At 55.7% G+C, this 25,311-nt stretch carries 22 protein-coding genes; 20 read left to right on the top strand and 2 right to left on the bottom strand.

The window, feature by feature from the left end:
• The 10 genes from QZ197_RS05200 to QZ197_RS05155 all read left to right on the top strand — a co-directional run.
• A partial coding sequence (locus QZ197_RS05200) for a PLP-dependent aminotransferase family protein (protein ID WP_296430764.1) occupies window positions 1-989 on the top strand: 989 nt, incomplete at its 5' end.
• Window positions 990-1,149: 160 nt separating this feature from the next.
• Complete coding sequence (xsc, locus tag QZ197_RS05195) at window positions 1,150-2,922, top strand: sulfoacetaldehyde acetyltransferase (protein WP_296430763.1); 1,773 nt, start codon at window positions 1,150-1,152, stop codon at window positions 2,920-2,922.
• Between the two features lie 2 nt (window positions 2,923-2,924).
• Entirely contained in the window at window positions 2,925-3,671 is a 747-nt protein-coding gene (locus QZ197_RS05190; protein WP_296430761.1) for a sulfite exporter TauE/SafE family protein, read from the top strand.
• 1 nt (window position 3,672) lies between these two features.
• Window positions 3,673-4,608, top strand: a complete 936-nt coding sequence (locus tag QZ197_RS05185; protein WP_296430759.1) for a phosphate acyltransferase — start codon at window positions 3,673-3,675, stop codon at window positions 4,606-4,608.
• On the top strand, window positions 4,605-5,669 hold the full coding sequence (locus QZ197_RS05180) for an acetate kinase (protein WP_296430757.1): 1,065 nt from the start codon (window positions 4,605-4,607) through the stop codon (window positions 5,667-5,669). The genes QZ197_RS05185 and QZ197_RS05180 overlap by 4 nt, the downstream gene beginning before the upstream one ends.
• Window positions 5,670-6,434 (top strand): sulfite exporter TauE/SafE family protein, encoded by a 765-nt coding sequence (locus QZ197_RS05175; protein ID WP_296430755.1) that lies wholly within the window; start codon window positions 5,670-5,672, stop codon window positions 6,432-6,434. It abuts the gene before it with no gap.
• A 10-nt stretch (window positions 6,435-6,444) separates the two neighbouring features.
• Window positions 6,445-9,273: a molybdopterin oxidoreductase family protein gene (locus QZ197_RS05170; protein WP_296430752.1), complete on the top strand. Its 2,829-nt coding sequence runs from the start codon at window positions 6,445-6,447 to the stop codon at window positions 9,271-9,273.
• The gene (locus QZ197_RS05165; protein ID WP_296430750.1) at window positions 9,270-9,461 is read left to right on the top strand and encodes a hypothetical protein; all 192 of its coding nucleotides are present in this window, start codon (window positions 9,270-9,272) and stop codon (window positions 9,459-9,461) included. The genes QZ197_RS05170 and QZ197_RS05165 overlap by 4 nt, the downstream gene beginning before the upstream one ends.
• Window positions 9,458-10,219 carry a 4Fe-4S dicluster domain-containing protein gene (locus QZ197_RS05160; RefSeq protein ID WP_296430748.1) on the top strand — a complete coding sequence of 254 codons (762 nt, stop codon included), beginning with the start codon at window positions 9,458-9,460 and terminating at the stop codon, window positions 10,217-10,219. Before QZ197_RS05165 ends, QZ197_RS05160 begins: the two co-directional genes overlap by 4 nt.
• On the top strand, window positions 10,219-11,094 hold the full coding sequence (locus tag QZ197_RS05155) for a DmsC/YnfH family molybdoenzyme membrane anchor subunit (protein ID WP_296430746.1): 876 nt from the start codon (window positions 10,219-10,221) through the stop codon (window positions 11,092-11,094). The genes QZ197_RS05160 and QZ197_RS05155 overlap by 1 nt, the downstream gene beginning before the upstream one ends.
• 70 nt (window positions 11,095-11,164) lie before the next feature.
• On the opposite strand, the gene ugpC is transcribed toward QZ197_RS05155, so the two are convergent.
• The gene (ugpC, locus tag QZ197_RS05150; protein ID WP_296430745.1) at window positions 11,165-12,226 is read right to left on the bottom strand and encodes a sn-glycerol-3-phosphate ABC transporter ATP-binding protein UgpC; all 1,062 of its coding nucleotides are present in this window, start codon (window positions 12,224-12,226) and stop codon (window positions 11,165-11,167) included.
• Window positions 12,227-12,229: 3 nt separating this feature from the next.
• Window positions 12,230-13,033: an IclR family transcriptional regulator gene (locus tag QZ197_RS05145; protein ID WP_296430743.1), complete on the bottom strand. Its 804-nt coding sequence runs from the start codon at window positions 13,031-13,033 to the stop codon at window positions 12,230-12,232.
• 164 nt (window positions 13,034-13,197) lie between these two features.
• Between QZ197_RS05145 and QZ197_RS05140 the strand changes: the two genes are divergently transcribed.
• The 10 genes from QZ197_RS05140 (at window position 13,198) to QZ197_RS05095 (ending at window position 25,223) form a co-directional block, all read left to right on the top strand.
• Window positions 13,198-14,460: an ABC transporter substrate-binding protein gene (locus tag QZ197_RS05140; protein ID WP_296430741.1), complete on the top strand. Its 1,263-nt coding sequence runs from the start codon at window positions 13,198-13,200 to the stop codon at window positions 14,458-14,460.
• A gap of 102 nt (window positions 14,461-14,562) precedes the next feature.
• Window positions 14,563-15,519 (top strand): sugar ABC transporter permease, encoded by a 957-nt coding sequence (locus QZ197_RS05135; protein ID WP_296430738.1) that lies wholly within the window; start codon window positions 14,563-14,565, stop codon window positions 15,517-15,519.
• Window positions 15,519-16,367, top strand: coding sequence for a carbohydrate ABC transporter permease (locus QZ197_RS05130; protein WP_296430737.1), 849 nt, complete (start codon window positions 15,519-15,521; stop codon window positions 16,365-16,367). Before QZ197_RS05135 ends, QZ197_RS05130 begins: the two co-directional genes overlap by 1 nt.
• Window positions 16,368-16,373: 6 nt before the next feature.
• Window positions 16,374-18,455 (top strand): alpha-galactosidase, encoded by a 2,082-nt coding sequence (locus QZ197_RS05125; protein ID WP_296430734.1) that lies wholly within the window; start codon window positions 16,374-16,376, stop codon window positions 18,453-18,455.
• Window positions 18,452-19,357, top strand: coding sequence for a 2-dehydro-3-deoxygalactonokinase (locus tag QZ197_RS05120; protein ID WP_296430732.1), 906 nt, complete (start codon window positions 18,452-18,454; stop codon window positions 19,355-19,357). The genes QZ197_RS05125 and QZ197_RS05120 overlap by 4 nt, the downstream gene beginning before the upstream one ends.
• 2 nt (window positions 19,358-19,359) lie before the next feature.
• Entirely contained in the window at window positions 19,360-19,965 is a 606-nt protein-coding gene (locus QZ197_RS05115; protein WP_296430730.1) for a 2-dehydro-3-deoxy-6-phosphogalactonate aldolase, read from the top strand.
• Entirely contained in the window at window positions 19,962-20,783 is an 822-nt protein-coding gene (locus tag QZ197_RS05110) for an SMP-30/gluconolactonase/LRE family protein (protein ID WP_296430727.1), read from the top strand. Before QZ197_RS05115 ends, QZ197_RS05110 begins: the two co-directional genes overlap by 4 nt.
• Window positions 20,784-20,826: 43 nt before the next feature.
• Window positions 20,827-22,731: a beta-galactosidase gene (locus tag QZ197_RS05105; protein ID WP_296430725.1), complete on the top strand. Its 1,905-nt coding sequence runs from the start codon at window positions 20,827-20,829 to the stop codon at window positions 22,729-22,731.
• Window positions 22,728-23,693 (top strand): aldose epimerase family protein, encoded by a 966-nt coding sequence (locus QZ197_RS05100; protein WP_296430722.1) that lies wholly within the window; start codon window positions 22,728-22,730, stop codon window positions 23,691-23,693. Before QZ197_RS05105 ends, QZ197_RS05100 begins: the two co-directional genes overlap by 4 nt.
• Window positions 23,694-23,828: 135 nt before the next feature.
• Window positions 23,829-25,223 (top strand): cytochrome ubiquinol oxidase subunit I, encoded by a 1,395-nt coding sequence (locus QZ197_RS05095; protein WP_296430766.1) that lies wholly within the window; start codon window positions 23,829-23,831, stop codon window positions 25,221-25,223.
• The last annotated feature ends 88 nt before the right edge of the window (window positions 25,224-25,311 follow it).

The raw sequence follows: 25,311 nt of genomic DNA, 5'->3' as shown, positions 1-25,311 counted from the left end.
TCAGTGCGCTAACATCGGACTATTTTGACGGCGATGATCCTGAATTGGTCGACTTTATCGCACGTCAAACACTGCCACGTCGCGGGATCTTGGCAAACAAGGATGAAATCCTGATCACAATGGGCGCACAGAATGCGCTGTGGCTATCGGCGCAGGTGCTGCTAAATGGCCGCCGTCGCGCTGCGATCGAAGACCCGTGCTATCCAGCACTGCGGACAATCCTGAACCAATCGCGATGCCAACTTACTTGCGTTCCTGTTGATCGTGACGGTCTACCGCCCAGCGCGCTGCCCCCGCAAACCGATGTGGTTTTCACAACGCCTAGTCACCAATGCCCCACGACAGCGACAATGCCCCTCGCACGGCGCAAGGAATTGCTAGAAAAGGCCGAGGCCGAGGACTTTGTGATCGTCGAGGACGATTATGAATTCGAGATGTCGTTTCTAAAGTCGCCGTCACCATCGCTCAAGTCGCTGGATCAGAATGGGCGGGTGATCTACGTCGGTTCGTTTTCGAAATCGCTCTTTCCGGGGTTGCGGCTGGGGTATTTGGTTGGCCCCGCGCCCTTTATCCGCGAAGCCCGCGCGCTGCGTGCTACGGTCCTGCGTCATCCCCCCGGTCATATTCAACGCACTGTCGCCTATTATCTTTCGCTTGGGCATTATGACGCGCTGGTCCGGCGGATGAGCAAAACCTACCACGAACGTCGACAGGTGATGGATACCGCGTTGAATGAAACCGGCCTGACTATCGCTGGGCGCGGGACCTATGGCGGGTCATCTGTTTGGCTGCGTGCGCCAGACGGAACGGACACCACACAACTGGCAGAGCGGCTAAAGGCAGACAAAGTCTTGATCGAGCCCGGCGCGCCCTTCTTTGCGGGCGAGACACCACCGACCGAATATCTGCGGCTTGCATACTCATCGATCTCGTCTGCACGCATCCCTGAAGGAATCCGCTTGATCGCGAACGCCATCCGAAGTAGTTGATTATTGAGACTTACGGTCTCAATATACTTTCATGTGGCCTTAGGGTCGGTTCATATCTGGACCTAACTGTAATGGCTTGCAGAACATAGTGTCACGGCAACCAAGAACGGGGATTCTGCGCCCCGTTTTTTCGTTGAATTTTAGGGAAGGACCCACCGCCATGAAAATGACTACTGAAGAAGCTTTCGTCAAAACGCTCCAAGCACACGGTATTCGCCATGCTTTCGGGATCATCGGCTCTGCCATGATGCCAATTTCCGATATTTTCCCAAAGGCCGGGATCACGTTCTGGGACTGCGCACACGAGATGACAGCAGGCATGATGGCGGACGGCTACACCCGCGCAACTGGCGAAATGTCGATGATGATCGCGCAAAACGGTCCGGGCATCACGAACTTCGTGACTTCCGTTAAGACAGCATACTGGAACCACACACCGTGCTTGCTGGTCACACCACAAGCGGCCAACAAGACAATCGGTCAGGGTGGCTTTCAGGAAATGGAACAGATGAACCTGTTCAAAGACTGTGTTGCCTACCAGGAAGAAGTCCGCGATCCTAGCCGCATCTGCGAAGTACTGGCCCGCGTTATCGCAAAAGCCAAGCGTCTGTCCGGCCCTGCCCAGATCAACATTCCGCGCGATTTCTGGACACAAGTCATCGACATCGAATTGCCAGAGCCGGTTGAGTTCGAAGTCAGCCCAGGTGGCAGCATGTCCATCACCAAAGCCGCAGAATTACTTTCTTCTGCTAAATTCCCAGTCATCTTGAACGGTGCTGGCGTTGTTTTGGCCGAAGGCGGCATCGAAGCATCCCGCGTTCTGGCTGAAAAGCTCGACGCGCCGGTTTGCGTTGGCTACCAGCACAATGACGCGTTCCCGGGCAACCACCCGCTGTTCGCTGGCCCGTTGGGCTATAACGGATCCAAAGCAGGCATGGAGCTGATCAGCAAAGCTGACGTCGTTCTGGCGCTGGGCACACGTTTGAACCCGTTCTCGACGCTGCCCGGTTACGGCATTGATTACTGGCCAACAAATGCCAAGATCATTCAGGTCGACATCAACCCTGACCGCATTGGCCTGACCAAAAAGGTCACTGTTGGTATCGTCGGCGACGCTGCCAAAGTTGCAAACGGCATCACAGCACAACTGGCCGATAGTGCCGGCGATGCAGGCCGCGCAGATCGCAAGAACCTGATCGCGCAGACCAAATCTGCTTGGGCACAAGAACTGACCTCGCTTGATCACGAGCAGGACGATCCAGGCACAGACTGGAACGTGCGCGCACGTGCAGCCCGTCCTGACTGGATGTCCCCACGCCAAGCCTGGCGCGCGATCCAGTCCGCTATGCCAGAAGATGCGATCATCTCGTCAGACATCGGCAACAACTGCGCGATTGGCAACGCTTATCCAAGCTTCCCAACGGGCCGCAAGTATCTGGCACCGGGCCTGTTTGGTCCATGTGGCTACGGTCTGCCTTCAATCATTGGTGCGAAAATCGGCCAACGTGATGTTCCGGTTATCGGTTTTGCTGGTGACGGCGCGTTCGGCATTTCCGTGAACGAGCTGACAGCGATTGGTCGCGACGAATGGCCAGCCATCACACAGATCGTTTTCCGCAACTATCAGTGGGGTGCCGAAAAGCGTAACTCTACACTTTGGTTCGACGACAACTTTGTCGGCACAGAGCTGGACATGAAAGTGTCTTATGCTGGTATCGCCAACGCATGTGGTCTGAAAGGCGTCCAAGCCAAAACAATGGACGAACTGACAGCGATGCTGAACCAAGCGATCAAAGATCAAATGGAAAACAACATTACCACCTTGATCGAGGTTATCTTGAACCAAGAACTGGGTGATCCGTTCCGTCGTGACGCGATGAAGAAACCAGTTGCAGTTGCAGGTATCTCTGCTTCTGACATGGCAGCCGAGTAAGCTTGCCATTTGACCTAGGCCCCGGCACTGCGGCGGCCCTTGCAATTGCATTGCTTGGGGCCGCCTATGTGCGGGGCTATTCGGGTTTTGGGTTCTCGGCGATTTTCATCGCTTTTGCGGCCCTCGTTACAAACCCGCTCCCTCTCATTCCGGTAGTCTTTGCATGCGAAATGTTGATGACAGTCTTTCAAGCCCGCAGCATTCGCGGACATGTGGACTGGCGCAGGATTTTGTGGCTGTTGGCGGGCGCTGCAATCGCGCTGCCGTTTTCGGTTTCCGTCATGCTTTCAGTGGGCGAAGGAACCGCCCGCATCGCAATCTCGGCGATCATCTTTGTGCTATCTTTGGTGTTGCTGTCCGGTTGGACCCTCAAGCGCCCGATCGGCCCGCTGGGCCACGGCGGTGTCGGTATCGTATCGGGCATGTGCAACAGCGCAGGCATCGGCGGCTTGCCAGTTGCGGCGTTTATGTCAGCCCAACCCATCGAAGCCGCGATTTTTCGCGCGACCATGATTGTCTACCTCACCGGATTGGATATGATCACGATGCCCCTACTTTGGGCGGGGGGTCTGGTGACTTGGGACACTGCAATCGGGGCAGCTATGGCGTTTCCATTGCTGGGTCTCGGCGTTTGGCTGGGCGGGCGGCAATTCCTCAGCACGTCGCCGTCTTCGTTCCGCCGCTTTGCCGTTATGTTACTTTTGGCGCTATCGCTACTCGGCCTGCTGCGTGCATTTACAAGGATCTAGTATGACATCCCCATTCCTTTCCACCCGTGAAGCCCAAGTCCCGCAAGACTTGATTGCGCGCGCGCAAACCTTTGGCGCACCACGCGTCGCCATTGCCCGTGCAGGTGCACCGCTTCCGATGGAAGCCGCCCAAGAAGCAACCAAAGCAGGCATTATGATCCCCGTCTTCGTAGGCGAAGCAGACATGATCCGCGCCGAGGCTGCTAAGCTGAACTGGGACATCTCCGGCTACGCCCTGCACGACACCACAGGCGAAGAAGAGGCCGGACTTACCGCTGCTGGCCTTTGCGGTGCTGGTGAGGCTGACGTGCTTATGAAGGGTCAGTTGCACACCGACGTCTTTATGAAATCCGCCGTTAGCCGAAATGCGGGTCTGCGCACTGGCAATCGTTTCGTGCATATTTTCCACATTTCGCACCCCGATGGTGGAAAGCCGATCCTGATCTCCGACGCGGCTGTAAACGTGAACCCTGATGTGCTCACGCGACAGTCAGCGATTGTCGAAGTTAAAAAACTACTCAACAAGCTGGGCAACGACCGCCCGAAGATAGCGATTTTATCTGCTACCGAAAGCGCCATTCCGTCCGTGCCGTCTTCGATGGACGGCAAAGCCTTGTCCGATTGGGCGCGTGAAAATATCGAAGGTATTGATGTTTCCGGACCATTGGCGCTTGATCTGATTATCTCGCCCAAAGCGGTGGCGACCAAGAAACTGACCGACGATCCCGTCGCAGGCAATGCGGACGCGATCATCGTGCCGGACATTGTGTCGGGCAATGCCCTGTTCAAAGCTTTTGTCTATTTGGCGGGTGGCTGTGCAGCGGGTGTTGTGACTGGCGCGAAAGTGCCGATCTTGCTGACTTCGCGCGCTGATCCACCAGCGGCCCGCATCGCATCCGCCGCATTGGCGGCCATTAGTTGTGGATTGCCCAAGTGATATTGGTTCTAAACGCTGGCTCCTCCTCTCTCAAGATAGAGGTATTTGACGATGGGCTTGGGTCCATTATCGCTGGCCGCGTGACGAACCTTGGCACTGACGGCTCACTCGTTCTAGGCAAAACCAAAACAGCCATAAAAACCCGCGATCATGCGCAAGCGCTAGAGGTAATGCTCGCGGCACTGGCGCAAGCGGGTCATCCGCTGTCGTCATTCACGGCTGCGGCGCACCGCGTTGTGCACGGCGGAACGATCCTGACCGCCCCTGCGCGTCTACTTCCACCTGTGCTTGCAACAATAGAAAGCGTCATACCGCTTGCCCCGCTGCATAACCCAAACAACCTAGCGGGCATCTATGCCTTGCAGAAAATGGCACCTGATTTACCGCAGTACTGCAGCTTTGGCACGGCGTTTCATGCCACCAATCCAGATGTCGCCACCCGTTATGCAATCCCCCAAACCCACCACGATGCAGGCATTCGCCGCTATGGGTTTCATGGATTATCCTATGCGAATCTTGTTGCTGATTTCGGCGCTGACTTGCCGCAGCACCTGTTGGCTTTCCACCTCGGCAACGGGGCCAGCCTTTGCGCAATCAAAAACGGTAAATCCATCGCGACTTCTATGGGCTATTCTCCGCTGTCTGGCCTGACGATGGGCACGCGCTCTGGCGATATCGACGGGGCAGCCGTTTTGCGGATTTCCAAGTCCTTGGGCGAAGACGAAACCGACCGGATGCTCAACAAAAATTCGGGCCTTCAGGCGCTTGCTGGCGACAACAATATGAAAACCTTGCTAGAGCGCGATGACGATGACGCGCGATTTGCAGTCGACCATTTCTGCTATTGGGCAGCGCGCCATGCGGGGTCAGCGATTGTTGCGATGGGCGGCGTTGATGCGGTGGCCTTCACGGGTGGTATCGGTGAAAATGCGGCTCCAATCCGCGACCGGATCATGGCGCAGCTGTCGTGTTTTGGCGACGTACCTGTTCATGTGGTCGCCGCTGATGAAGAGAAACAAATCGCCCGCGACGCGCTGGCCCTGATCGCGCAGGGACGTTGAATGTTTGAAGGCCTGCTAAATTGGACCGACCTAACCGGGCAAGAATTTGCAATTCTGACCGTGATCGTGATCGTCGCAGGCATCGTGCGCGGGTTCTCTGGCTTTGCGTTATCGGCAATTGTGATGGCAAGTGCAGTGATTATCTTGCCGCCCGTTCAAATCATTCCAATCTGCTGGTGGCTTGAAATGACCGCCTCTGTCCTGATGGCAAAAGGCGGTTGGCAAGAAGCCGATCGTGGGGTCGTCTGGGGGCTAGTGATCGGATCGACCGTCGGCGTACCATTTGGCTTGATGCTAACGACATCCGTCTCGCCCGAGACCAGCAAATTAATCGTGTTGGTTCTGATAATCAGCTTGGCTGTCACCCAGCTTGCTAAAATCCGTATGCCATTCTTGGCAACCAAGCCCGGCCTTTATGGATCAGGCTTTGCGGCAGGTGTCGCCTCTGGCCTTGCCAGTGTTGGCGGGATGGTCATTGCGATCTATGTCTTGTCCCAAAATGCAGCCGCCGCCAAAATGCGCGCAGCACTTGTTCTGTTCCTATTCCTGAGCTCTGCCACCTCGATGGTCACGTTGCTTTGGTTTGGCGTGATGAACAACACAGCCGTGGCGCGCGGCCTGAGCCTTGCGCTTCCAACAACGCTCGGCGTTATCGTTGGTCAATGGCTATTCATACCAAGATTTGCCGCCTACTATCGCCCATTATGTCTGTCCTTGCTTTGTGCATTGGCAGGTGCCGCCCTCGTCCGTACGCAATTCGCCTGAAAGGTCACCCATGTCACTTGATCAGCCCCACCTAGATACGTCGCCACCGGTCTCGGACGAGGTGCGTAAAACCACCTGCTATATGTGCGCCTGCCGTTGCGGAATCAACGTGCACATGAAGGAAGGCAAAGTCGCCTATATCGAGGGCAACAAAGACCACCCCGTGAACAAAGGTGTGCTTTGCGCCAAAGGCTCTGCGGGTATCATGCAGCACAACGCGCCATCACGACTGCGCGCCCCACTAAAGCGCGTCGGCGAACGTGGATCAGGCGAATTTGAAGAAATCAGCTGGGAAGAAGCGCTGACACTGGCGACCGATTGGTTGGCACCCATTCGCGAAAAGCATCCAGAGAAGCTGGCGTTCTTTACCGGCCGCGACCAGTCGCAATCTTTCACCAGCTTTTGGGCGCAAGGGTTTGGCACACCCAACTATGCAGCTCACGGTGGCTTTTGCTCCGTAAACATGGCGGCTGCCGGCATTTATACGATGGGTGGCGCGTTTTGGGAGTTTGGGCAACCTGACTGGGACCACACCAAACTGTTCATGCTGTTTGGCGTTGCCGAAGACCACGACAGCAACCCGATCAAAATGGGCATCGGAAAAATCAAACAACGCGGCGCACGTATGGTTGGCGTGAACCCGATCCGCACGGGCTATAACGCCGTCGCAGATGATTGGGTCGGCATTACTCCTGGCACGGATGGTTTGTTCATTCTCGCGATGGTGCATTGCTTGATGAAAGCCGGCAAAGTCGATCTGGATTATCTGGCGCGATTTACGAACGCTTCGGTTCTAGTGAACGAGGATACCAAATCCGATGAATTCGGCCTGTTCTTGCGCGACGCGGACGGTCAACCGCAGGTCATTGACCGCCGCACTGGGCAACTGGCACCTTGGAATGGCAAAGGCGTAGAGCCTGATTTGTCCGGCACGCACCGCGCCAAAGGCGTCACCCACCGCCCCGTGTTCCACCAGATGGCCGACCGCTATCTGTCCGATGAATATGCCCCCGAGGCCGTGGCAGACCGTTGCGGCATTCCTGCCCAGCGCATCCGCGCCCTTGCGGCAGACCTCGCGCGGGTAGCCTTTGACGAAGCGATTGAACTTGACCGCCCGTGGACAGACTTTCGCGGTGTAAAGCACGACAAAATGATCGGTCGGCCTGTGTCCTTCCACGCAATGCGCGGAATTTCAGCGCACTCTAACGGGTTCCAGACCTGCCGCGCACTGCATGTGCTGCAAATCATCCTTGGCTCGGTCGAAGTGCCCGGTGGCATGCGTTTCAAACCGCCCTACCCCAAGCCTGCAACGGCGCATCCTAAACCACATGGCAAAGTCACCCCCGGTGCGGCACTTGATGGCCCGCACCTTGGTTATACCCACGGCCCAGAGGACCTGCTGCTCGATGCCGAAGGCAATCCAACACGGATCGACAAGGCCTATTCCTGGGAAAACCCGATGTCGGCCCACGGGTTGATGCATATGGTGATCTCGAATGCGCATGCGGGCGTGCCATACAAGATCGACACGCTGTTTATGTATATGGCGAACATGTCGTGGAACTCGTCCATGAACGTCGGCGGCGTGCATAAGATGCTGACCGACAAGGATGAAAACGGCGACTACGTGATCCCGCATATCATCTATTCGGACGCTTATTCGTCCGAAATGGTAGCCTACGCCGATCTGATTTTCCCTGACACGACCTATCTGGAACGGCATGATTGTATCTCGCTGCTGGATCGCCCCATCTGTGAAGCAGACGGCGTTGCGGACGCGATCCGCTGGCCTGTGGTTGAACCCGACCGCGATGTGCGCGGCTTCCAATCGGTGCTTTGTGATCTGGGCGCGCGCCTTGGCCTGCCCGGTTTCGTGAACGAAGACGGCGGCCAAAAGTATCAGGACTACGCCGACTACATCACCAACCACATGCGCCGTCCGGGTGTTGGCCCCTTGGCTGGTTTCCGCAAAGGTCCCGACGGGCCGCAAGGCGGGCGCGGTGATGTGAACCCGAACCAAATTCAGGATTACATCGACAACAGTGGCTTCTGGGTCGAGCACGTTCCCGAAAACGCAGCCTACTACAAACCGTTCAGCATGGACTACCAGAATTGGGCGGTGAAAATGGGCTTCTACGATGCTGTCCAACCCTACATCTTCCAGCTCTATGTCGAACCGCTACGTAAATTCCAGGCCGCAGCCGAAGGTATCGGGGAACGCCAGCCACCAGAACACCTGCGCGAACGGCTCAAACTGACAATGGACCCACTGCCAATCTGGTATGGTCCGCTTGAGGATGACCAGATTGATCTGGATGAATACCCGATCCACGCGCTGACACAGCGACCCATGGCGATGTACCACTCTTGGGGTACGCAAAACGCGTGGCTGCGCCAAATCCACGGACATAACCCCCTCTACGTGCCAACCAAAATTTGGGAGGCCAACGGCTTTGCCGAAGGCGATTGGGCCAAAGTCAGCTCGACTCACGGATCAATCGTTGTGCCTGTGGCACATCAGGCATCGCTCAATGCCAATACGGTCTGGACATGGAACGCCATCGGCAAACGCAAAGGCGCGTGGGCGCTTGACGAAAAAGCGACCGAGGCCACAAAAGGCTTCCTGCTCAACCACCTGATCCACGAACTACTGCCCCCCAAAGGCGATGGCCTGCGTTGGGCAAACTCCGATCCGATCACAGGCCAAGCCGCGTGGTTTGACCTACGCGTCAAAATCGAAAAATCCGCCATTCCAAACGAGGCGCAGCCAGTGATGCCGTCCATAAAATCGCCAGTCCCAAAGGGGCCGAGCGATTTGGCTTGGAAGGTGGGCAAATGACCAACCGACAAGTGCTTTTACTCATTGCGGCATTCGTGACGCTGACGCTGGGCAGTTTCATCTGGTACATCGCCACTTGGGACGCCGACGAACGCACCGATCTGCGCATTGAAGACACACATCACCTCGCTTTGTTCGAAATACTCCCGCCGGAGGCTCCGACCCTCGCCAAAGGAATGACACTATGACCCAGTTACCCCCACCTTCCGCCAAGAAACTTGGCCTTGTGATCGACCTTGATACTTGCGTGGGCTGCCATGCCTGCGTGGTGTCGTGCAAAGGTTGGAATACCGAAAACTACGGCGCGCCGTTGTCGGACCAACAGGCCTACGGCGCTGACCCTTCAGGCACATTCTTGAACAGAGTCCATTCCTACGAAGTTCAGCCCGAAGAGGGCGCAGCCCAACTCATCCACTTCCCTAAGTCCTGCTTACACTGCGAAGATGCACCATGCGTCACAGTCTGCCCGACCGGTGCCAGTTACAAACGCGCTGAAGACGGGATCGTTCTGGTCAATGAAAGCGACTGTATCGGCTGTGGCCTGTGCGCATGGGCTTGCCCATACGGAGCCCGTGAACTGGACGCAAAGGAAGGGGTCATGAAGAAATGCACCCTTTGCGTGGACCGCATCTATAACGAAAACCTGCCTGAAGAAGATCGCCAGCCCGCTTGCGTGCGGACCTGCCCGTCAGGTGCGCGTCACTTTGGCGATCTGGGCGATGTGGACAGCGACGTGTCCAAATTGGTTGCTGAACGTGGCGGATTTGATCTGATGCCCGAGCAAGGCACAAAGCCGGTCAACAAATACCTGCCCCCGCGCCCCAAAGATGAAATGCCCGAGTTCGACATTCTGGCGCCTTACCTAGAGCCCATCGCCAGCGACGGCAAAGGTTTCGTAGGTTGGCTTGATAAGGCCCTGTCATCCCTACCCGGAGGAGCAAAATAATGCATCCCGCAAGCTCTGTTATACTTTTCAACACGTTCTCCGGCCTTGGCTTCGGACTGCTATTCTGGCTTGGGTTGGGCGTTATTGTCCCCACCGGCATGTCCGCTTTTATCTGGTTTGCCATCGCATATATCTTTGCGGTCGGTGGCCTGATCGCTTCGACCTTCCACCTTGGTCATCCTGAACGGGCGCTCAAAGCGTTTAGCCAATGGCAAACCAGTTGGCTTAGCCGTGAAGGGATTTGTGCGGTTTTCGCACTGGTCACTATGGCAATTTATGGCGCAGGTCTGGTGTTCGCGGGCACCCAGTTGCAATTGATCGGCATCGTCGGTGGCATCGCGTCGCTTGGTGTCGTGTTCACCACTTCCATGATCTACGCACAGATGAAAACTGTGCCGCGCTGGCGTCATTGGACGACCCCTGCGATGTATTTAACGCTGTCACTGGGCGGCGGTGCGCTGCTGGCAGGGCAAATCACCCTCGCTTCCGTGCTATTGATCATCGGAGGCATATTGCAGGTGTTCGCTTGGATTTCAGGTGATACCCGCTTCAAGTCTTCTGGCACAAATATGGAAACCGCAACAGGTTTGGGCCACATTGGCAAAGTCCGTGCGTTTGAGCCGCCGCATACGGGCACCAACTATCTGATGCATGAATTCATTCATAAGGTTGGTCGCAAACACGCTGATCAACTGCGGATCATCACAATCGGTCTGGCTTTTGTTGTCCCCGTTCTTTTGCTGCTGTTGCCATTTACCAATCACATCTTCGCAGCACTCGCTGTGCTGAGCCATATCGCAGGCGTTCTGACCCTGCGTTGGTTGTTCTTTGCACAGGCGGAACATGTTGTCGGATTGTATTACGGCAAGCGCTAAATAGCGCCTCCAAAACAAAAAAGGCCCGCGTTGATCGCGGGCCTTTTTCGTTTGGTGAGACTGGAAACCGTTAGCTGCGAATACGCTGCTCTGTCTCGGCGTCAAACAGCAAAATCCGGTTCGGCTCGATGTTGACACCAACCGTCACTCCCGAAGCTGTGCGAATATCCCCGCGTTCTTCGACGACGATCCGTTCACCTGTTGGGCCGGATAGATAGGCGAAAGATACGCCGCCAAGGCTTTCTGTCATTTCTACTGTGTGCGTGTCGCCGTTCGGGTCTAGCGTGATATGTTCAGGCCGCGCCCCAACTGTGACTGCTTTACCTTCATGCGCGGTGCTGACGATCCCGTCAAAACGCTTCCCCAAGCCGGGAGCCTCGACGCCGCCGCCTGTGGCCGTACCGTTCACAAAGTTCATGGCGGGCGAGCCGATAAAGCCCGCGACGAATTTATTGTCAGGGTCACGGTACAAGTCCATCGGTGCGCCGACCTGCTCAATAATACCAAGGCGCAACACAACAATCTTGTCGGCCAAAGTCATTGCTTCAACCTGATCGTGCGTCACATAGATCATTGTCGCGCCGATTTCCTTGTGCAGGCGCGCGATTTCGACCCGCATCTCTACACGCAATTCGGCATCAAGATTGGATAGAGGTTCGTCGAACAAGAATACCTCTGGGCCGCGCACAATCGCACGACCGATCGAAACACGCTGTCGCTGTCCACCGGACAAGGCGGCAGGCTTGCGATCCAGATATGGCTCCAACTTCAGGATGCGGGTCGCCTCGGCCACTTTTTCTTCGATCACCGCTTTGGGATGGCCGTTCATCTTAAGGCCAAAACCCATGTTATCTTTGACCGTCATATGCGGATAAAGCGCATAAGTCTGGAACACCATCGCCACGCCGCGTTGGGACGGGTCCATGCGGGTCACTTCGCGGTCACCAATGTGCATCGATCCTTCGGTCGTGTCCTCTAGCCCCGCAACCATGCGCAACAAAGTGGACTTGCCGCATCCAGAAGGCCCCACGAACACGCAGAACTCTCCGTCTTTGATGTCCAAATCGATACCGTGGATCACCTGCACATCGCCGTAGCGCTTAATGACATTGTTCAGCGTAACACCTGACATGGCCTAAATCCTTGTTGTTTCTTTTGATGTGTGGTCCGGGAAGCTCCAGTTTTGGGCATCCCGTTTTATTTTATCTGCTGTGTCTTGCAGGACTGGCACGAATGCTTCGAGCCCCGCAAGGTTGGTGCGGCTGGTTGTGCTGGTCACCGATAGTGCGCCCAAGACACGGCCTGTGTCGCTGAGAATTGGCATCGCCACACAAATAATTCCGGGTTCATGTTCTTCACGGTCAAAGCCGTAGCCATTTTCGCGGATATCATTTAGTTCCGCGCGCAAGGCATCGGCACTATCTAGCGTATGCTCGGTGAAAACATGAAACGACTGCTGTTCAATGACATTATCCGCGGCATCGGAATCCAGAAATGCCAGCATGACTTTGCCAACACCTGTACAATATGCGGGGCCGACTTTGCCGGCTTGGCTGTACATCTCGACAGGTTGGCCCGCGTTGCGCTTGTCAATGTAAAGGACCTGAGCATGGTCCAGCTGCGCCAAATGCACGGTCTCGCCCACGATCTTGCTGAGCGCATCAATATGCCTGCGCGCCACTGGCGCAAGTGTCGTCTGATCCCACGCTGCATGCGCCAAACGCACAAGCCGCACCCCCGGGCTGTAGGTTTGGCGATCGGGATCATATGCCAACATCTGCTGGTTCGTCAGTGTTTGGACAAAGCGGTAGAGTGTTGGCTTTGGAAACGCGGACTGGGCCAGCAATTCGGAAAAGCGCACAGGCCGCCCAAAAGCTGCGACCTGATCAAGCACCTCGAGTGCCTTGCCGACTGTGCCGTCTCCGGTCACCCGTGCCATGCGTCCTCCCCCGTCTCAATCATGCTTTTGACACCGATCTCCTCATCGGTGCAGCTTTGAGATGTTGACAACGCTAGCCGAGTCGCGGTTTAGTATCAACATCCAAAACTAAGTTTCAAATAATGAAACCAGTTTTACACACGGAAGCATACTGGGAGGACACCATGCATTCCATTTTGAAGACGTCGCTAGCGGCGTTGGTTGCGGCTGGCGTAGTTGCGTCATCTGCTGCCGCAGACGGCCACGCGCTGGCAGGCGAATTGAACATCATTTCTGACATGTCGAACCCTGCGCCGCGCGCAGTAATGGAGGGGATGGCCGCTGATTTCGGTGCACTGCACCCCGGCCTCGAGGTTAACCTGACGATCGTTGACCGCGAAGCATGGAAAACACAGATCCGTAACGCGTTGGGCGCGAACCCACCCGACGTTGTAAACTGGTACGCAGCAAACCGCATGCGTCCTTACGTCGACGCGGGTCTGTTCGCAGACATCTCTGACCTCTGGGCAGAGCCAGCGTTCGAAGCGCTTGCATCCACCAAAGGTGCGATGACACTCGACGGCGCCCAGTGGGGCGTGCCTTACACATATTACCAGTGGGGCGTTTATTATCGCAAAGACATCTTCGAACAGTACGGCCTTGAAGAGCCATCAAACTGGGCTGAAGAATTGGCAAACTGCCAGGTGCTGCTTGATAACGGCGTAAAGTGCTACACAATCGGCACCAAGTTCCTTTGGACTGCTGGCGGCTGGTTTGACTACATCAACTCGCGCACAAACGGCTATGACTTCCACGTCGCATTGGCCCGTGGCGAAGTTGAATGGACAGACGACCGTGTACGTGAAACTTTCGCCAACTGGCGTCAGCTGATCGACATGGGTGCTTTCATCGACGATCACCAGAACTTTAGCTGGCAGGAAGCCCTGCCATTTATGGTTAACGGCGAAGCCGCATCATACTTGATGGGTAACTTTGCAGTTGCTGCGATGCGCGATGGTGGCCTTGATGACACCAAACTGGACTTCTACCAGTTCCCAGTCATCAACCCAGACGTTGATTTCGCAGAAGATGCGCCAACAGACACGTTCCACATCCCGTCGGGTGCACAGAACATGGACGCAGCCAAAGAGTTCTTGCGCTTTGTTACGTCTGCTGACGTTCAGACACAGATCAACGGCGGCGACGCTTTGGGTCAGTTGCCTGTGAACGCAAACTCTTCGATCGATGATGACAAGTTCCTTGCGCAAGGTTTCGACATGCTGTCGAACAACGCAGGCGGCGGCATCATGCAGTTCTTTGACCGCGACTTTGACGCTGAAATGGCATCTGTCGGCATGGAAGGCCTGCAAGAGTTCATGGTGTTCCCAGACAATCTGGATGACATCCTAGAGCGTCTCGAAGAGACACGCGCACGTATCTACCAATAATCGCTTCTTTGGGCGGGCCGTCGTGGTCCGCCCAATCCCCGTCAACCCATCTGCAAGGCGACATGCGCTTTTCACATGTGTTGAACCATCAGGAGAGACGCCATGTCGGTATCGCCGGCTGTTTCCAGCCCCCACGCATCTTTGCCCGAAAAAGGGTGGTACAAGCGCAACGAGATCGCGATAACACCGTGGCTTTTCCTGATGCCAGCGATGATTTTTTTCACGATTTACGTCATCATACCCATTGGACAATCGTTCTGGATTTCATTCCACCAATGGGACGGTCTGGGCGAAAAAACATGGATCGGCACCGCCAACTATGAACGCCTGTTGGGCTGGGGCGATCAAAACATGGATCGCAAGTTCGAGACCTCTTTCTGGAACAACCTCAGATGGTTGGTCCTTTACCTGCTCGCAATTCCTGCCGGATTGTTCATTGCGCTGTTCTTGAACCAAACGGTTCGCGGTATTCGCTTTTACAAATCGATGTTCTTTTTCCCGTTTGTGATTAGCCAAGTCGTTGTGGGCCTTGTTTTTGGCTGGTTCTACCTGCCAAATGACGGCCTGTTTGACATCATCACCGGATGGGTTGGCATCGACGTCAAAGGCGGTGTGCTGGGCAATCCTAATACAGCAACTTATGGCATTATCGCCGCAGGCCTTTGGCCGCAGACGGCTTATTGCATGATCCTTTACCTGACGGGCCTGAACGCCGTTGACCCCGAACAGGTCGAGGCCGCGCGCCTTGATGGTGCCAAGGGTCACAAGATGCTGTGGTACGTGATTTTGCCACAACTCAAGCCCGCGACTTTCATCGCTTTCGTCGTAACAATCATCGGCGCACTGCGGTCTTTCGATCTGATCAGCGTTATGACGAACGGTGGCCCGTTTGGATCAACGCGCGTGCTGTCGTTCTTTATGTTCGAGGAATCCCTGTCAGAGTTCGGCTTCCGGATGGGCTATGGTGCCGCGATTGCGGTCGTGCTGTTCTTCTTGATGCTCGGATTTATCGGATATTTCCTTTATTCCATGTACCGCGATGAAAAAGGGGCGCACTGATGTTTCCTAAACCGCTCGAGAAATCGTCGCGTACTTGGCAGATTTCGTACCAACTACTGCTGCCTTTCGCACTGATCCTTTGGCTATTGCCACTGCTGGCCGTTGCCAATTTCTCCATCAAGCCAGAGGCAGATTTCGTCAACGGAAACTATTGGGGCCTGCCCAGCAGTTTCGAGGCGTTTTCAAACTATGGCCGTGTGTTCTTTGACAGCAACATGCCGCGGTATTTGCTGAACTCGTTGTTCATCACGATCCCAACCGTGATCGGTGCAGTCGCGCTGTCATGCATGGCGGGTTTTGCGCTGGGGATTTACAAATTCAAAAGCAACCTGCCGATCTTTTTCATCTTTATCGCAGGCAACTTTGTCCCGTTTCAGATTTTGATGGTCCCAGTGCGCGACCTGACGATCAGCATGAACCTTTACGATACGAAAACGGGTCTCGTGTTGTTCCATATCGCGTTCCAAACTGGGTTCTGTACGCTGTTCATGCGCAACTTCATCCGCGCCTTGCCGTTCCCGTTGATCGAGGCCGCGCGTGTTGAAGGCATTTCTGAATGGCGCATCTTTCTTTATGTGGTTCTGCCGTTGATGAAACCCGCGTTGGCCGCACTTGCGGTGTTGATTTTCACATTCATCTGGAACGACTATTTCTGGGCTGTTGTTTTGACCCAAGGGCCCGATGCACAACCAGTCACCGCAGGTATTACCGAGTTCAACTCGCAGTTCCGTGCGGCCTATCACCTGATGAGTGCCGGATCGATTGTGGCTGCCTTGCCCCCTGTCGTGATGTTCTTCTTGATGCAGAAACACTTTATCGCGGGTCTCACCCTCGGAGCTGTAAAGTAAACTTAAATGAATAGAACTTATCGTATTGACGATGGCCGCCAGACACTTGTCTTGGCAGCCCGCAACGACCGTCTGCCAGAGGTCGTATATTGGGGTGCCGCACTGCCCGCCGCCGAAGACTTGGACACACTGCACGCCGCCCATGTGATTGACGTCACTGGTGGTATGTTGGATGAAAATCCAGACCTGTCGATCTGCCCCGAAGCAACCCGTAGCTTCCCCGGTCAACCCGGACTGATCGTGCGTGACAACGATGGCACGCCGCTGCTCCCCAAGTTTTGCTTTCAAAGCGTCACCCAGAATGGCACGCTTGAACTTGTCTATGCGGACGACGCAAACGGGCTGACCCTGACCGTCAGTTTTGCGAGCGACCCCGAGACCCATATTATAACCTGTCAGACAACTCTGGACGCGACGCGCCCTGTGCATTTGCACTGGCTGGCCGCCCCTGTCTTGCCCGGACCCCAACAGTCAGATGAAATGATTGACGTGTCGGGCCGCTGGTGCGGAGAATTTCAACTGTCGCGCACTGCATGGGCACCTGGAATGCGCTACCGCGAAAACCGCACGGGGCGCACCGGGCATGAACATTTTCCGGGACTGATCGTGCCCTGCCGTGGCGCCACGAATACCGAAGGCGAAGCTTATGCCTTCCATTACGGCTGGTCCGGTGGTCACAAAATGATCGCCGAAGAACTGCAAGACGGGCGTCGCCAGATCCAGTGGGGTCATGCCGCACGCATGGAAACCGAAGCCGCGACGCAATTCAAAACCGCACCGCTTTACATTTCCTATTCCAATACCGGCCTCAACGGTTGTGCCGTGGCATTCCAACGCCATGTCCGCGACCGGATCGTGACATGGCCCAAACCGAACGCGCCGCGTCCGGTCCACTACAACTGTTGGGAAGCAGTCTATTTCGATCACAAATTGCCCGTTCTGCAAGATATCGCGGACCGCGCAGCCAAACTTGGGGCAGAGCGTTTTGTGCTGGATGACGGCTGGTTCGGAAACCGCGATGATGACACACGGAGCCTGTCGGACTGGACGGTTGATCCTCGTAAGTACCCCCACGGGCTTCATCCGCTGATTGAACACGTCCATAGCCTTGGCATGACCTTTGGCATCTGGTTCGAGCCAGAAATGATCAATGAAGACAGCGACATCCACCGCGCCCATCCCGATTGGGTATTGGGTAGCGAGGATCAAACATTGGGGCGCCAGCAAAAAGCGCTGAATATGGCGTTGCCTGCGGTGCGTGATTACCTTTATGACCGCATGTCATCGATCCTGCGCGATCATCAAATCGATTATATCAAATGGGACCATAACCGTGTTTTGCCGATGCCCGATGCATCTCAAACGCGTGGGTCTTATGCGTTAATTGACCGCCTGCGCACCGATTTTCCGCATGTAGAAATCGAAAGCTGCGCCTCTGGCGGCGGGCGCATTGATTTTGGCATTCTGCAGCGCACCCAACGCGTTTGGCTGTCTGACAGCAATGACGCGCTAGAACGTTTGCGCATTCAACACGACGCCGCGCTTTTCCTGCCTTTGTCAGTGACAGGCAGCCACGTTGGACCGCGCCACTGCCACACCTCTGGCCGTCATCTTGATATTTCCTTCCGTGCATGGGTTGCGGCCCAGCGCCATATGGGGTTCGAAATGGACCCGCGCGAGTTAGACGAAACCGAAACCGCTGTGCTGACCGAGGTCACAAGCTGGTGGAAACACAACCGCCACTGGATGCAAAACGCCGATATCCTGCGACTTGATAGCGCTGATCCCGCGGTGATCGCAGAACAGCAATTGGCCCGTGAAAAAGACCGCTTTGTGGTTTTTGCAGGCAAGGCCGCAACCAGCGCGCAAATCGCCCCCCGCCCATTGCGCCTGACAGGGTTGAACCCTGCTGCAATGTACCGGATCGACCTGATCAATCGCAACACACTGCATCATTTATCGCGCGGAACTACCGCATTGAAATCCGACGCCCTTGAGGTATCAGGCGCATACTTGATGCGTCATGGCGTGACCCTGCCATGGTCGTTCCCCGACAGGATGTGGGTTCTGGAAGGCACACGCTTATGAACGCAACACAGATCAAAGCCGCTTGGATCGCCGTTGACTGGGGCACCAGCAATATGCGGGCTTGGGCAATGTCAGCTTCCGGCACGGTCTTGGCCGAAGGCATTTCTGATCAAGGCATGAGCAAGCTTGACCGCGACGGGTTTGAACCAGCATTGCTTGCCATCATCAGCGATTGGATGAATGGTCCTACCACTGTGGTAGCCTGCGGCATGGTCGGATCTCGTCAAGGCTGGGTTGAAGCGCCTTACGCGGCAGTCCCTTGCCCCACATTGCCGCAAGGCTTGGTCCAAGCACCAACGACGCACCCTGACCTGACCGTTTACGTTATTCCAGGCATCATGCAGGCCGATCCCGCCGACGTGATGCGCGGTGAAGAGACCCAGATCACTGGGTTTCTGGCACGTAACAAAAACTGGGACGGCGTGATTTGCTTGCCCGGCACTCATACTAAATGGGTGCATGTCAGCGCGGACGAAGTGATCAGTTTTCAAACCTTCATGACCGGAGAGCTGTTCAATGCAATCGCGACCCAAACCGTCTTGCGTCATTCCATAGCTACAGACGGTTGGGATGACGCCGCCTTCATCGATGGTCTGGAAACGGCGATGGCGCGCCCAGAGCGGCTTGCCGCGCGGCTGTTTTCGCTGCGCGCGCAAGGATTGTTGAACGGTATGCAGGGCGATACGGCACGCGCACATTTGTCGGGACTGCTGATCGGGGCAGAACTGGCAGGCGCCAAACCTTACTGGCTAGGCCAACAGATAGCTGTGATCGGCGACAGTCGTCTATCAAGGCTCTATGTGACAGCCCTTGCGGCACAATCGGCCCCCGCAACACAAGTCAATGCAACCGCGATCACGCTCGCCGGTCTGATGACCGCCTATCAGCGTTTGAAAGGATAAACATGGACCGTCCCCTGATTGCCATTCTACGTGGCGTGACCCCACCCGAGGCCGCACCCATTGCTGCAGCCTTGATCGCCGCAGGTATCACCAAAATCGAAGTTCCTCTAAATTCACCTGATCCGTTTGATAGCATCAAGGCAATGGCAGACGCCCATGGCAGCCATGCACTGATTGGCGCCGGTACGGTGCTATCCGTCGACGACGTAGGCCGAGTTGCAAACGCTGGTGGCAAGCTGATCGTATCTCCTAATTGTGACCAAAGAGTAATCGTGGCCACCAAAACCGCTGGTCTGCAAAGCTGGCCGGGCGTAATGACGCCAACCGAATGTTTTACAGCTCTCAAGGCTGGCGCTGATGGCCTCAAGATTTTCCCGGCCAGTTTGCTCGGCCCCGAAGGCATCAAGGCAATCCGTGCAATCTTGCCAAAGGGCACACAAGTCTATGCAGTAGGCGGTGCAGGAGCCGACAATTTCGCCGAATGGATGGCGGCATCTGCGGACGGTTTCGGCATCGGCTCTGCGCTTTATAAGCCCGGCTTTTCGGTTGCAGAAGTAGCCGCCCGCGCCCGCGATATGGTGGCCGCATATGACGCTGCCGCGTCATGATTTTCGACCAGACCATTTGCCAACTTGGCGAAGGGCCGCTTTGGCATCCCTTGCGCAAGCAACTGTTCTGGTTCGATATCCTGGGGCAAAAACTACACACCAGAGGGCAACACTGGCAGTTTGATACCTACGTTAGCGCAGCGGGCTGGGTTGACGAAGATACCCTACTTATCGCTTCAGCAGTTGCCTTGCATCGGTTTTCAATCTCGACCGGCAAAAACGAGATCGTTTGTGATCTCGAAGCCGACAACTCTATCACCCGTTCCAATGATGGACGTGCTGATCCACAGGGTGGGTTTTGGATCGGGACGATGGGAATAAATGCCGAAGAAAGCGCCGGCGCGATCTATCGCTACTACCAAGGCGAACTTCGCCAGCTTTTCGCGCGGGTGACAATCTCCAATGCGATCTGTTTTGCGCCAGACGGCAAGACCGCGTACTTTACCGATACACCAACGCAACAAATCATGCGCGTGGCGTTGGACGCAGATGGTTGGCTGTTGGGCGCACCCATGGTTCATATCGATCTGCAAGGCACCGTATTTCGTCCCGATGGGGCCGTCGTCGATGCAAGTGGCAACCTTTGGAACGCTCAGTGGGGCGCGGGGCGTGTTGCCGGATATGACCCGCAAGGACAGTTCCTTGAAAGCTACAATTTCGCAGGATGCCAATCCTCTTGCCCTGCATTTGGCGGCAATGATCTCTCTACACTTTTTTGCACCACAGCCGCTATCGGACTTGATGGGCCAGAACAGGGCAAAACATTCGCTGTAGATACAAATATCAAAGGACAGGCAGAGCATCAGGTTGTCCTTTAACCCCCCGCCTCGCTTTGTCCCAAATACTCAAAAGGTTCGCCCCATGAAACGCACACTTGGCGTCTGCTATTACCCAGAACATTGGCCCGAAGATCAATGGGCCACGGACGCCGCGCAAATGGTGGCGACAGGCTTGAGTTGGGTCCGCATCGGCGAATTCGCATGGAGCCGGATGGAAGGGACTCCAGACACATTCACTTGGGATTGGCTGGACCGCGCAATTGATGTGCTGGGCCGCGCTGGCCTTAAGGTTATCCTGGGCACGCCCACGGCGACCCCTCCGCGCTGGATGATCGACAAATATCCGGACATGTTGGCAGTTGATGCGCAGGGGCGCACCCGCAAATTCGGATCGCGCAGGCACTATGATTTCAGCCACCTCGCCTACCGCGGTGAATGCCGCCGTATCGCACGCCTGATGGGCGAACGCTACGGCAAGAACCCGCATATTGCAGCTTGGCAAATCGATAACGAATACGACTGCCACGATACAACGCTCAGCTATTCAGACGCTGCACGCAAAGGGTTTCAAGATTGGCTCGCGCAGAAATACCAATCGACCGATGCACTAAACCGGGCATGGGGGAATATTTTCTGGTCGATGGAATATGACACGTTCGACCAGATCGATCTGCCAAACCTGACGGTCACAGAACCCAACCACCCGCATCAACTGGCATTCCGGCGCTATAGTTCCGATCAAGTTGTCGCCTTTAACAAGGTCCAAGCGGACGAGCTGCGCAAGCATACCGCGGCACCTTTGATCCATAACTATATGGGACGCATAACAACTTTCGATCATTGGAAGGTCGGTGCCGATCTTGATATCGCGTCGTGGGATAGTTACCCGATTGGCTTCCTTTCGGACAGACTCGAAGGCAGCCCTGCTTTCAAACAAGCCTACCTGCGCCAAGGCCATCCCGACAATCAAGCCTTTCATCACGACCTTTACCGCGCTGTTGGCAAAGGCCGCATGTGGGTCATGGAACAACAACCGGGCCCTGTGAACTGGGCGCCTTACAATCCTGCGCCTCTGCCCGGCATGGCCCGACTTTGGGCTTGGGAAGCCTTCGCCCATGGCGCCGAAACCGTTTGCTATTTTCGCTGGCGCCAAGCGCCTTTTGCCCAAGAACAAATGCACGCAGGCCTGTTGCGCCCCGATAGCGCCCCTGCCCCTGCACTGGCCGAAGCCCGACAAGTCGCGGATGAAATTGAAGGCATAGCAGAGGTTGGGACCGCCAAAGCCCAAGCAGCACTTGTCTTTGACTACGAAAGCGCGTGGGGCTGGGATGCCCAACCACAAGGTGCTGATTTCGAGATGTTCCGCCTTGCCTTTGCCGCGTACTGTGCAATGCGCCGTGCGGGGTTGAGCATCGATATCCTCCCGCCGGAAACTGCCGATCTATCGGCGTATAAACTTGTTATGGCTCCCGGCATCATGTCTTTATCAGACCCGCTGCGAGCCGCCTTGGAGGCTTTCAACGGCGTTGCCCTGATCGGGCCGCGCACTGACACCAAAACCGACGAGCTACGCATCCCCGACACCCTTGGCCCAAACCTGTCTGGCTTAGACGTTACGGTCGCTTTGACCGAAAGCATGCCGCCCGATGACAGCATCGCGCTGCACGATGACGGCCAATTCTTGCATTGGTTCGAGCACCTTGAGGGCGGGGCGCAAGTGTTCACGCAGACCACAGATGGACAGCCAGCGATCATGGGCAACACGCATCTGCGCTATCTGGCTGGATGGCCGGACGAGGCGACGTTTGACCAGATCATCCAAGCTGCTTGTGGTGAATGTGGTATTCAGACAGTCACCTTGCCGGACGGGCTGCGCATCCGTGACACCGCCACGCACCGCTTTGTCTTTAATTACGCCAAGTACCCGCAAGATTGGAACGGCACGACCGTTGCGGCTGCAGGAGTTCATTGGGAACTGCTTGCATGACCCAATTCGGTACAACGCAAAAAGGCGAAGACGTTGCCATAGTGACGCTTGCCGCTGGCGATATCAGTATAAAGGTTCTTACATACGGCGCTATCGTACAGGATGTACGGATCGCTGGTGTGGCGCATGGCCTGACGCTAGGGTCCGATCGCCTTGCTGATTACGAGGACACGATGGGCTATTTCGGATCCATCGTTGGCCCTATCGCCAACCGGATCAGTAATGCGCGCGTGCGTTTGGACGGCATGATGTACGAGCTTGAGCGCAATGAGAACGGCCAGACCCACCTGCATTCCGGCGCAGATGGTGTGCACCGCAAAGTCTGGCAGATCGCTGAACAGACAGCCGATAGCGTCAGACTTGTCCTTGCGATGCCTGATGGTGTCGCAGGCCTGCCCGGTCAACGCGAAATCAGTGTGACCTACCGTGTCAGCGCCCCTGCGACCCTAACCATGACCATCGATGGGACGACCGATACGACCACCTGCATGAACTTTGCCAGTCATATCTATTGGAACCTTGATGGGACGAACACTTGGGCGGGGCATTCCTTGCGACTGTCCGCCGATCACTATCTTCCCGTAGACGACAAAGTCTGTCCAACAGGCGAGGTGGTCGAAGTTGCAGACAGCGACATGGATTTTCGCGAAACCCGCTTGCTAGAAATCGGCGCACCCGCGCTAGACCATAACTTTTGTTTGTCGGACAATGTGATGCCACTTTGCGACGTGCTTTGGCTGACAGGAAAGTCGGGGTTACAGATGACTGTGGCCACCACCGAACCCGGCGTTCAAATCCATGATGCCAGCGGATCGCACCGGCCGGGCAAAGCACCTTATGAAGGCTTCATAATCGAGCCACAGCGCTGGCCGGATGCGCCAAACAACCCGCGCTTTCCTTCGATCAAAGTGACGCCAGACCAGCCATACCAGCAAACGACAAGCTGGACGTTTACCCGCTAGCCACTTCCGCAACGCCGATTATACCAAAAATTGATCAGCTACCCGCGCCCTGCTGTCGCACCCCGATGACTTATGCTGCAGCGCAGCTATATGAGGTCCAAGCGGATATGGCCGCCCAGAAAGATGACCAACGTCATGGAATTAGAGACCCTTCTTTTATCACGCATCCAGTTTGCAGCGAATATTTCGTTCCACATTCTGTTCCCCACGATCACCATCGCCCTTGGTTGGGTCCTGCTGTTCTTCAAGCTGCGCTATAATCGCACGGGCGAAGAACGCTGGATGGAAGCGTATCGTTTCTGGGTGAAGATCTTTGCCCTGTCGTTCGCGATGGGTGTGGTTTCCGGTATCACGATGTCTTTCCAGTTCGGCACCAACTGGCCGGGCTTTATGGAAAAGGTCGGTAATATCGCAGGGCCATTGCTGGCCTACGAGATCATGACTGCATTCTTCCTAGAGGCTGTTTTCCTTGGCATCATGCTGTTTGGCTTTAGCCGCGTACCCAACTGGGTACACACGCTAGCGACCTTCCTTGTGGCCTTCGGCACATTAATGTCCGCTTTTTGGATTATCGTTCTCAATTCGTGGATGCACACACCGCAAGGCTTCGAGATGATCGACGGCGTGGCGCATGCAACCGATTGGTCAGCAATCATCTTTAACCCGTCCATGCCATACCGCTTTACCCACATGGTCTTAGCCAGCTTCCTGACCGTCAGCTTCTTGATTGCAGGTGTCAGCGCATTCCGTTGGCTGATTGGTGGGCGCACCGAAGGTGTGAGGGTTGCAATGAAAACCGCAATCGTCTGTGCGGCATTGCTGATCCCCGTCCAAATCTTGGTTGGCGACTTTCACGGCCTGAACACCAAGGAATATCAACCGGCCAAAGTGGCCGCGATGGAAGGAAACTGGGAAACAGGTACCGGCGTTCCGCTGATCTTGTTCGCGATCCCGGACGAGGAAGCCCGCGAAAACAAGTTCGAGATTGGCATCCCGAAACTGGCGTCCTTCATCCTGACCCACGACTGGAATGGCGAAGTCAAAGGCCTGAATGATTTTGTCACCGAAGATGGCGAAATTCTGCATCCTCGAGTGACACCTGTGTTCTGGTCGTTCCGCGTGATGGTTGGTACTGGTTTGTTGATGTTGCTGGTCAGCTGGTCGGCGACCTATATGATCATGCGCCGCAAGCGCGGTATCGAAGGGCTCCCCAAACCGATGCTCTATGCGCTGGTAGGCATGAGCTTTAGTGGTTGGCTCGCCACTCTTGCAGGTTGGTATACCACCGAGATCGGCCGCCAGCCTTGGCTGGTCCACGGGGTCATGACCACAAAAGAGGCAGTTGCAGATGTGCCTGCACCTTTGGTTCTGTCGACCTTGATCGCCTATCTGGTGGTTTATGCGGCGCTATTGTCGGCCTATATCTTCGTGATCTTCTATCTGGCCCGCAAAGCTGCACGTGGCGAAGATATCGGCACACGGATCGCACCAACACCAGCGGCGGGTCCCCGCGCCCTTCCAGCGGAGTAATCGCAATGAACTATTTTGGTGACCCGACAATCTGGCTGCCCTTCGTCTTTGCGGGGCTGATGGGTGTCTCGATCCTGATCTATGTGAT

It is taken from the genome of Yoonia sp., assembly GCF_017854415.1.
GTDB lineage: Bacteria > Pseudomonadota > Alphaproteobacteria > Rhodobacterales > Rhodobacteraceae > Yoonia.
This window is presented reverse-complemented; position numbering and strand designations above follow the sequence as displayed.

Excerpts from the sequence above, each read along its gene's own strand:
- QZ197_RS05185 (WP_296430759.1), top strand. The coding sequence starts at position 3,673 with ATGACATCCCCATTCCTTTCCACCCGTGAAGCCCAAGTCCCGCAAGAC.
- QZ197_RS05160 (WP_296430748.1), top strand. The coding sequence starts at position 9,458 with ATGACCCAGTTACCCCCACCTTCCGCCAAGAAACTTGGCCTTGTGATC.
- QZ197_RS05115 (WP_296430730.1), top strand. The coding sequence starts at position 19,360 with ATGGACCGTCCCCTGATTGCCATTCTACGTGGCGTGACCCCACCCGAG.
- ugpC (WP_296430745.1), bottom strand. The coding sequence starts at position 12,226 with ATGTCAGGTGTTACGCTGAACAATGTCATTAAGCGCTACGGCGATGTG.
- QZ197_RS05130 (WP_296430737.1), top strand. The coding sequence starts at position 15,519 with ATGTTTCCTAAACCGCTCGAGAAATCGTCGCGTACTTGGCAGATTTCG.
- xsc (WP_296430763.1), top strand. The coding sequence starts at position 1,150 with ATGAAAATGACTACTGAAGAAGCTTTCGTCAAAACGCTCCAAGCACAC.
- QZ197_RS05120 (WP_296430732.1), top strand. The coding sequence starts at position 18,452 with ATGAACGCAACACAGATCAAAGCCGCTTGGATCGCCGTTGACTGGGGC.
- QZ197_RS05165 (WP_296430750.1), top strand. The coding sequence starts at position 9,270 with ATGACCAACCGACAAGTGCTTTTACTCATTGCGGCATTCGTGACGCTG.
- QZ197_RS05145 (WP_296430743.1), bottom strand. The coding sequence starts at position 13,033 with ATGGCACGGGTGACCGGAGACGGCACAGTCGGCAAGGCACTCGAGGTG.
- QZ197_RS05155 (WP_296430746.1), top strand. The coding sequence starts at position 10,219 with ATGCATCCCGCAAGCTCTGTTATACTTTTCAACACGTTCTCCGGCCTT.
- QZ197_RS05125 (WP_296430734.1), top strand. The coding sequence starts at position 16,374 with ATGAATAGAACTTATCGTATTGACGATGGCCGCCAGACACTTGTCTTG.
- QZ197_RS05110 (WP_296430727.1), top strand. The coding sequence starts at position 19,962 with ATGATTTTCGACCAGACCATTTGCCAACTTGGCGAAGGGCCGCTTTGG.
- QZ197_RS05135 (WP_296430738.1), top strand. The coding sequence starts at position 14,563 with ATGTCGGTATCGCCGGCTGTTTCCAGCCCCCACGCATCTTTGCCCGAA.
- QZ197_RS05140 (WP_296430741.1), top strand. The coding sequence starts at position 13,198 with ATGCATTCCATTTTGAAGACGTCGCTAGCGGCGTTGGTTGCGGCTGGC.
- QZ197_RS05170 (WP_296430752.1), top strand. The coding sequence starts at position 6,445 with ATGTCACTTGATCAGCCCCACCTAGATACGTCGCCACCGGTCTCGGAC.
- QZ197_RS05095 (WP_296430766.1), top strand. The coding sequence starts at position 23,829 with ATGGAATTAGAGACCCTTCTTTTATCACGCATCCAGTTTGCAGCGAAT.
- QZ197_RS05100 (WP_296430722.1), top strand. The coding sequence starts at position 22,728 with ATGACCCAATTCGGTACAACGCAAAAAGGCGAAGACGTTGCCATAGTG.
- QZ197_RS05175 (WP_296430755.1), top strand. The coding sequence starts at position 5,670 with ATGTTTGAAGGCCTGCTAAATTGGACCGACCTAACCGGGCAAGAATTT.
- QZ197_RS05105 (WP_296430725.1), top strand. The coding sequence starts at position 20,827 with ATGAAACGCACACTTGGCGTCTGCTATTACCCAGAACATTGGCCCGAA.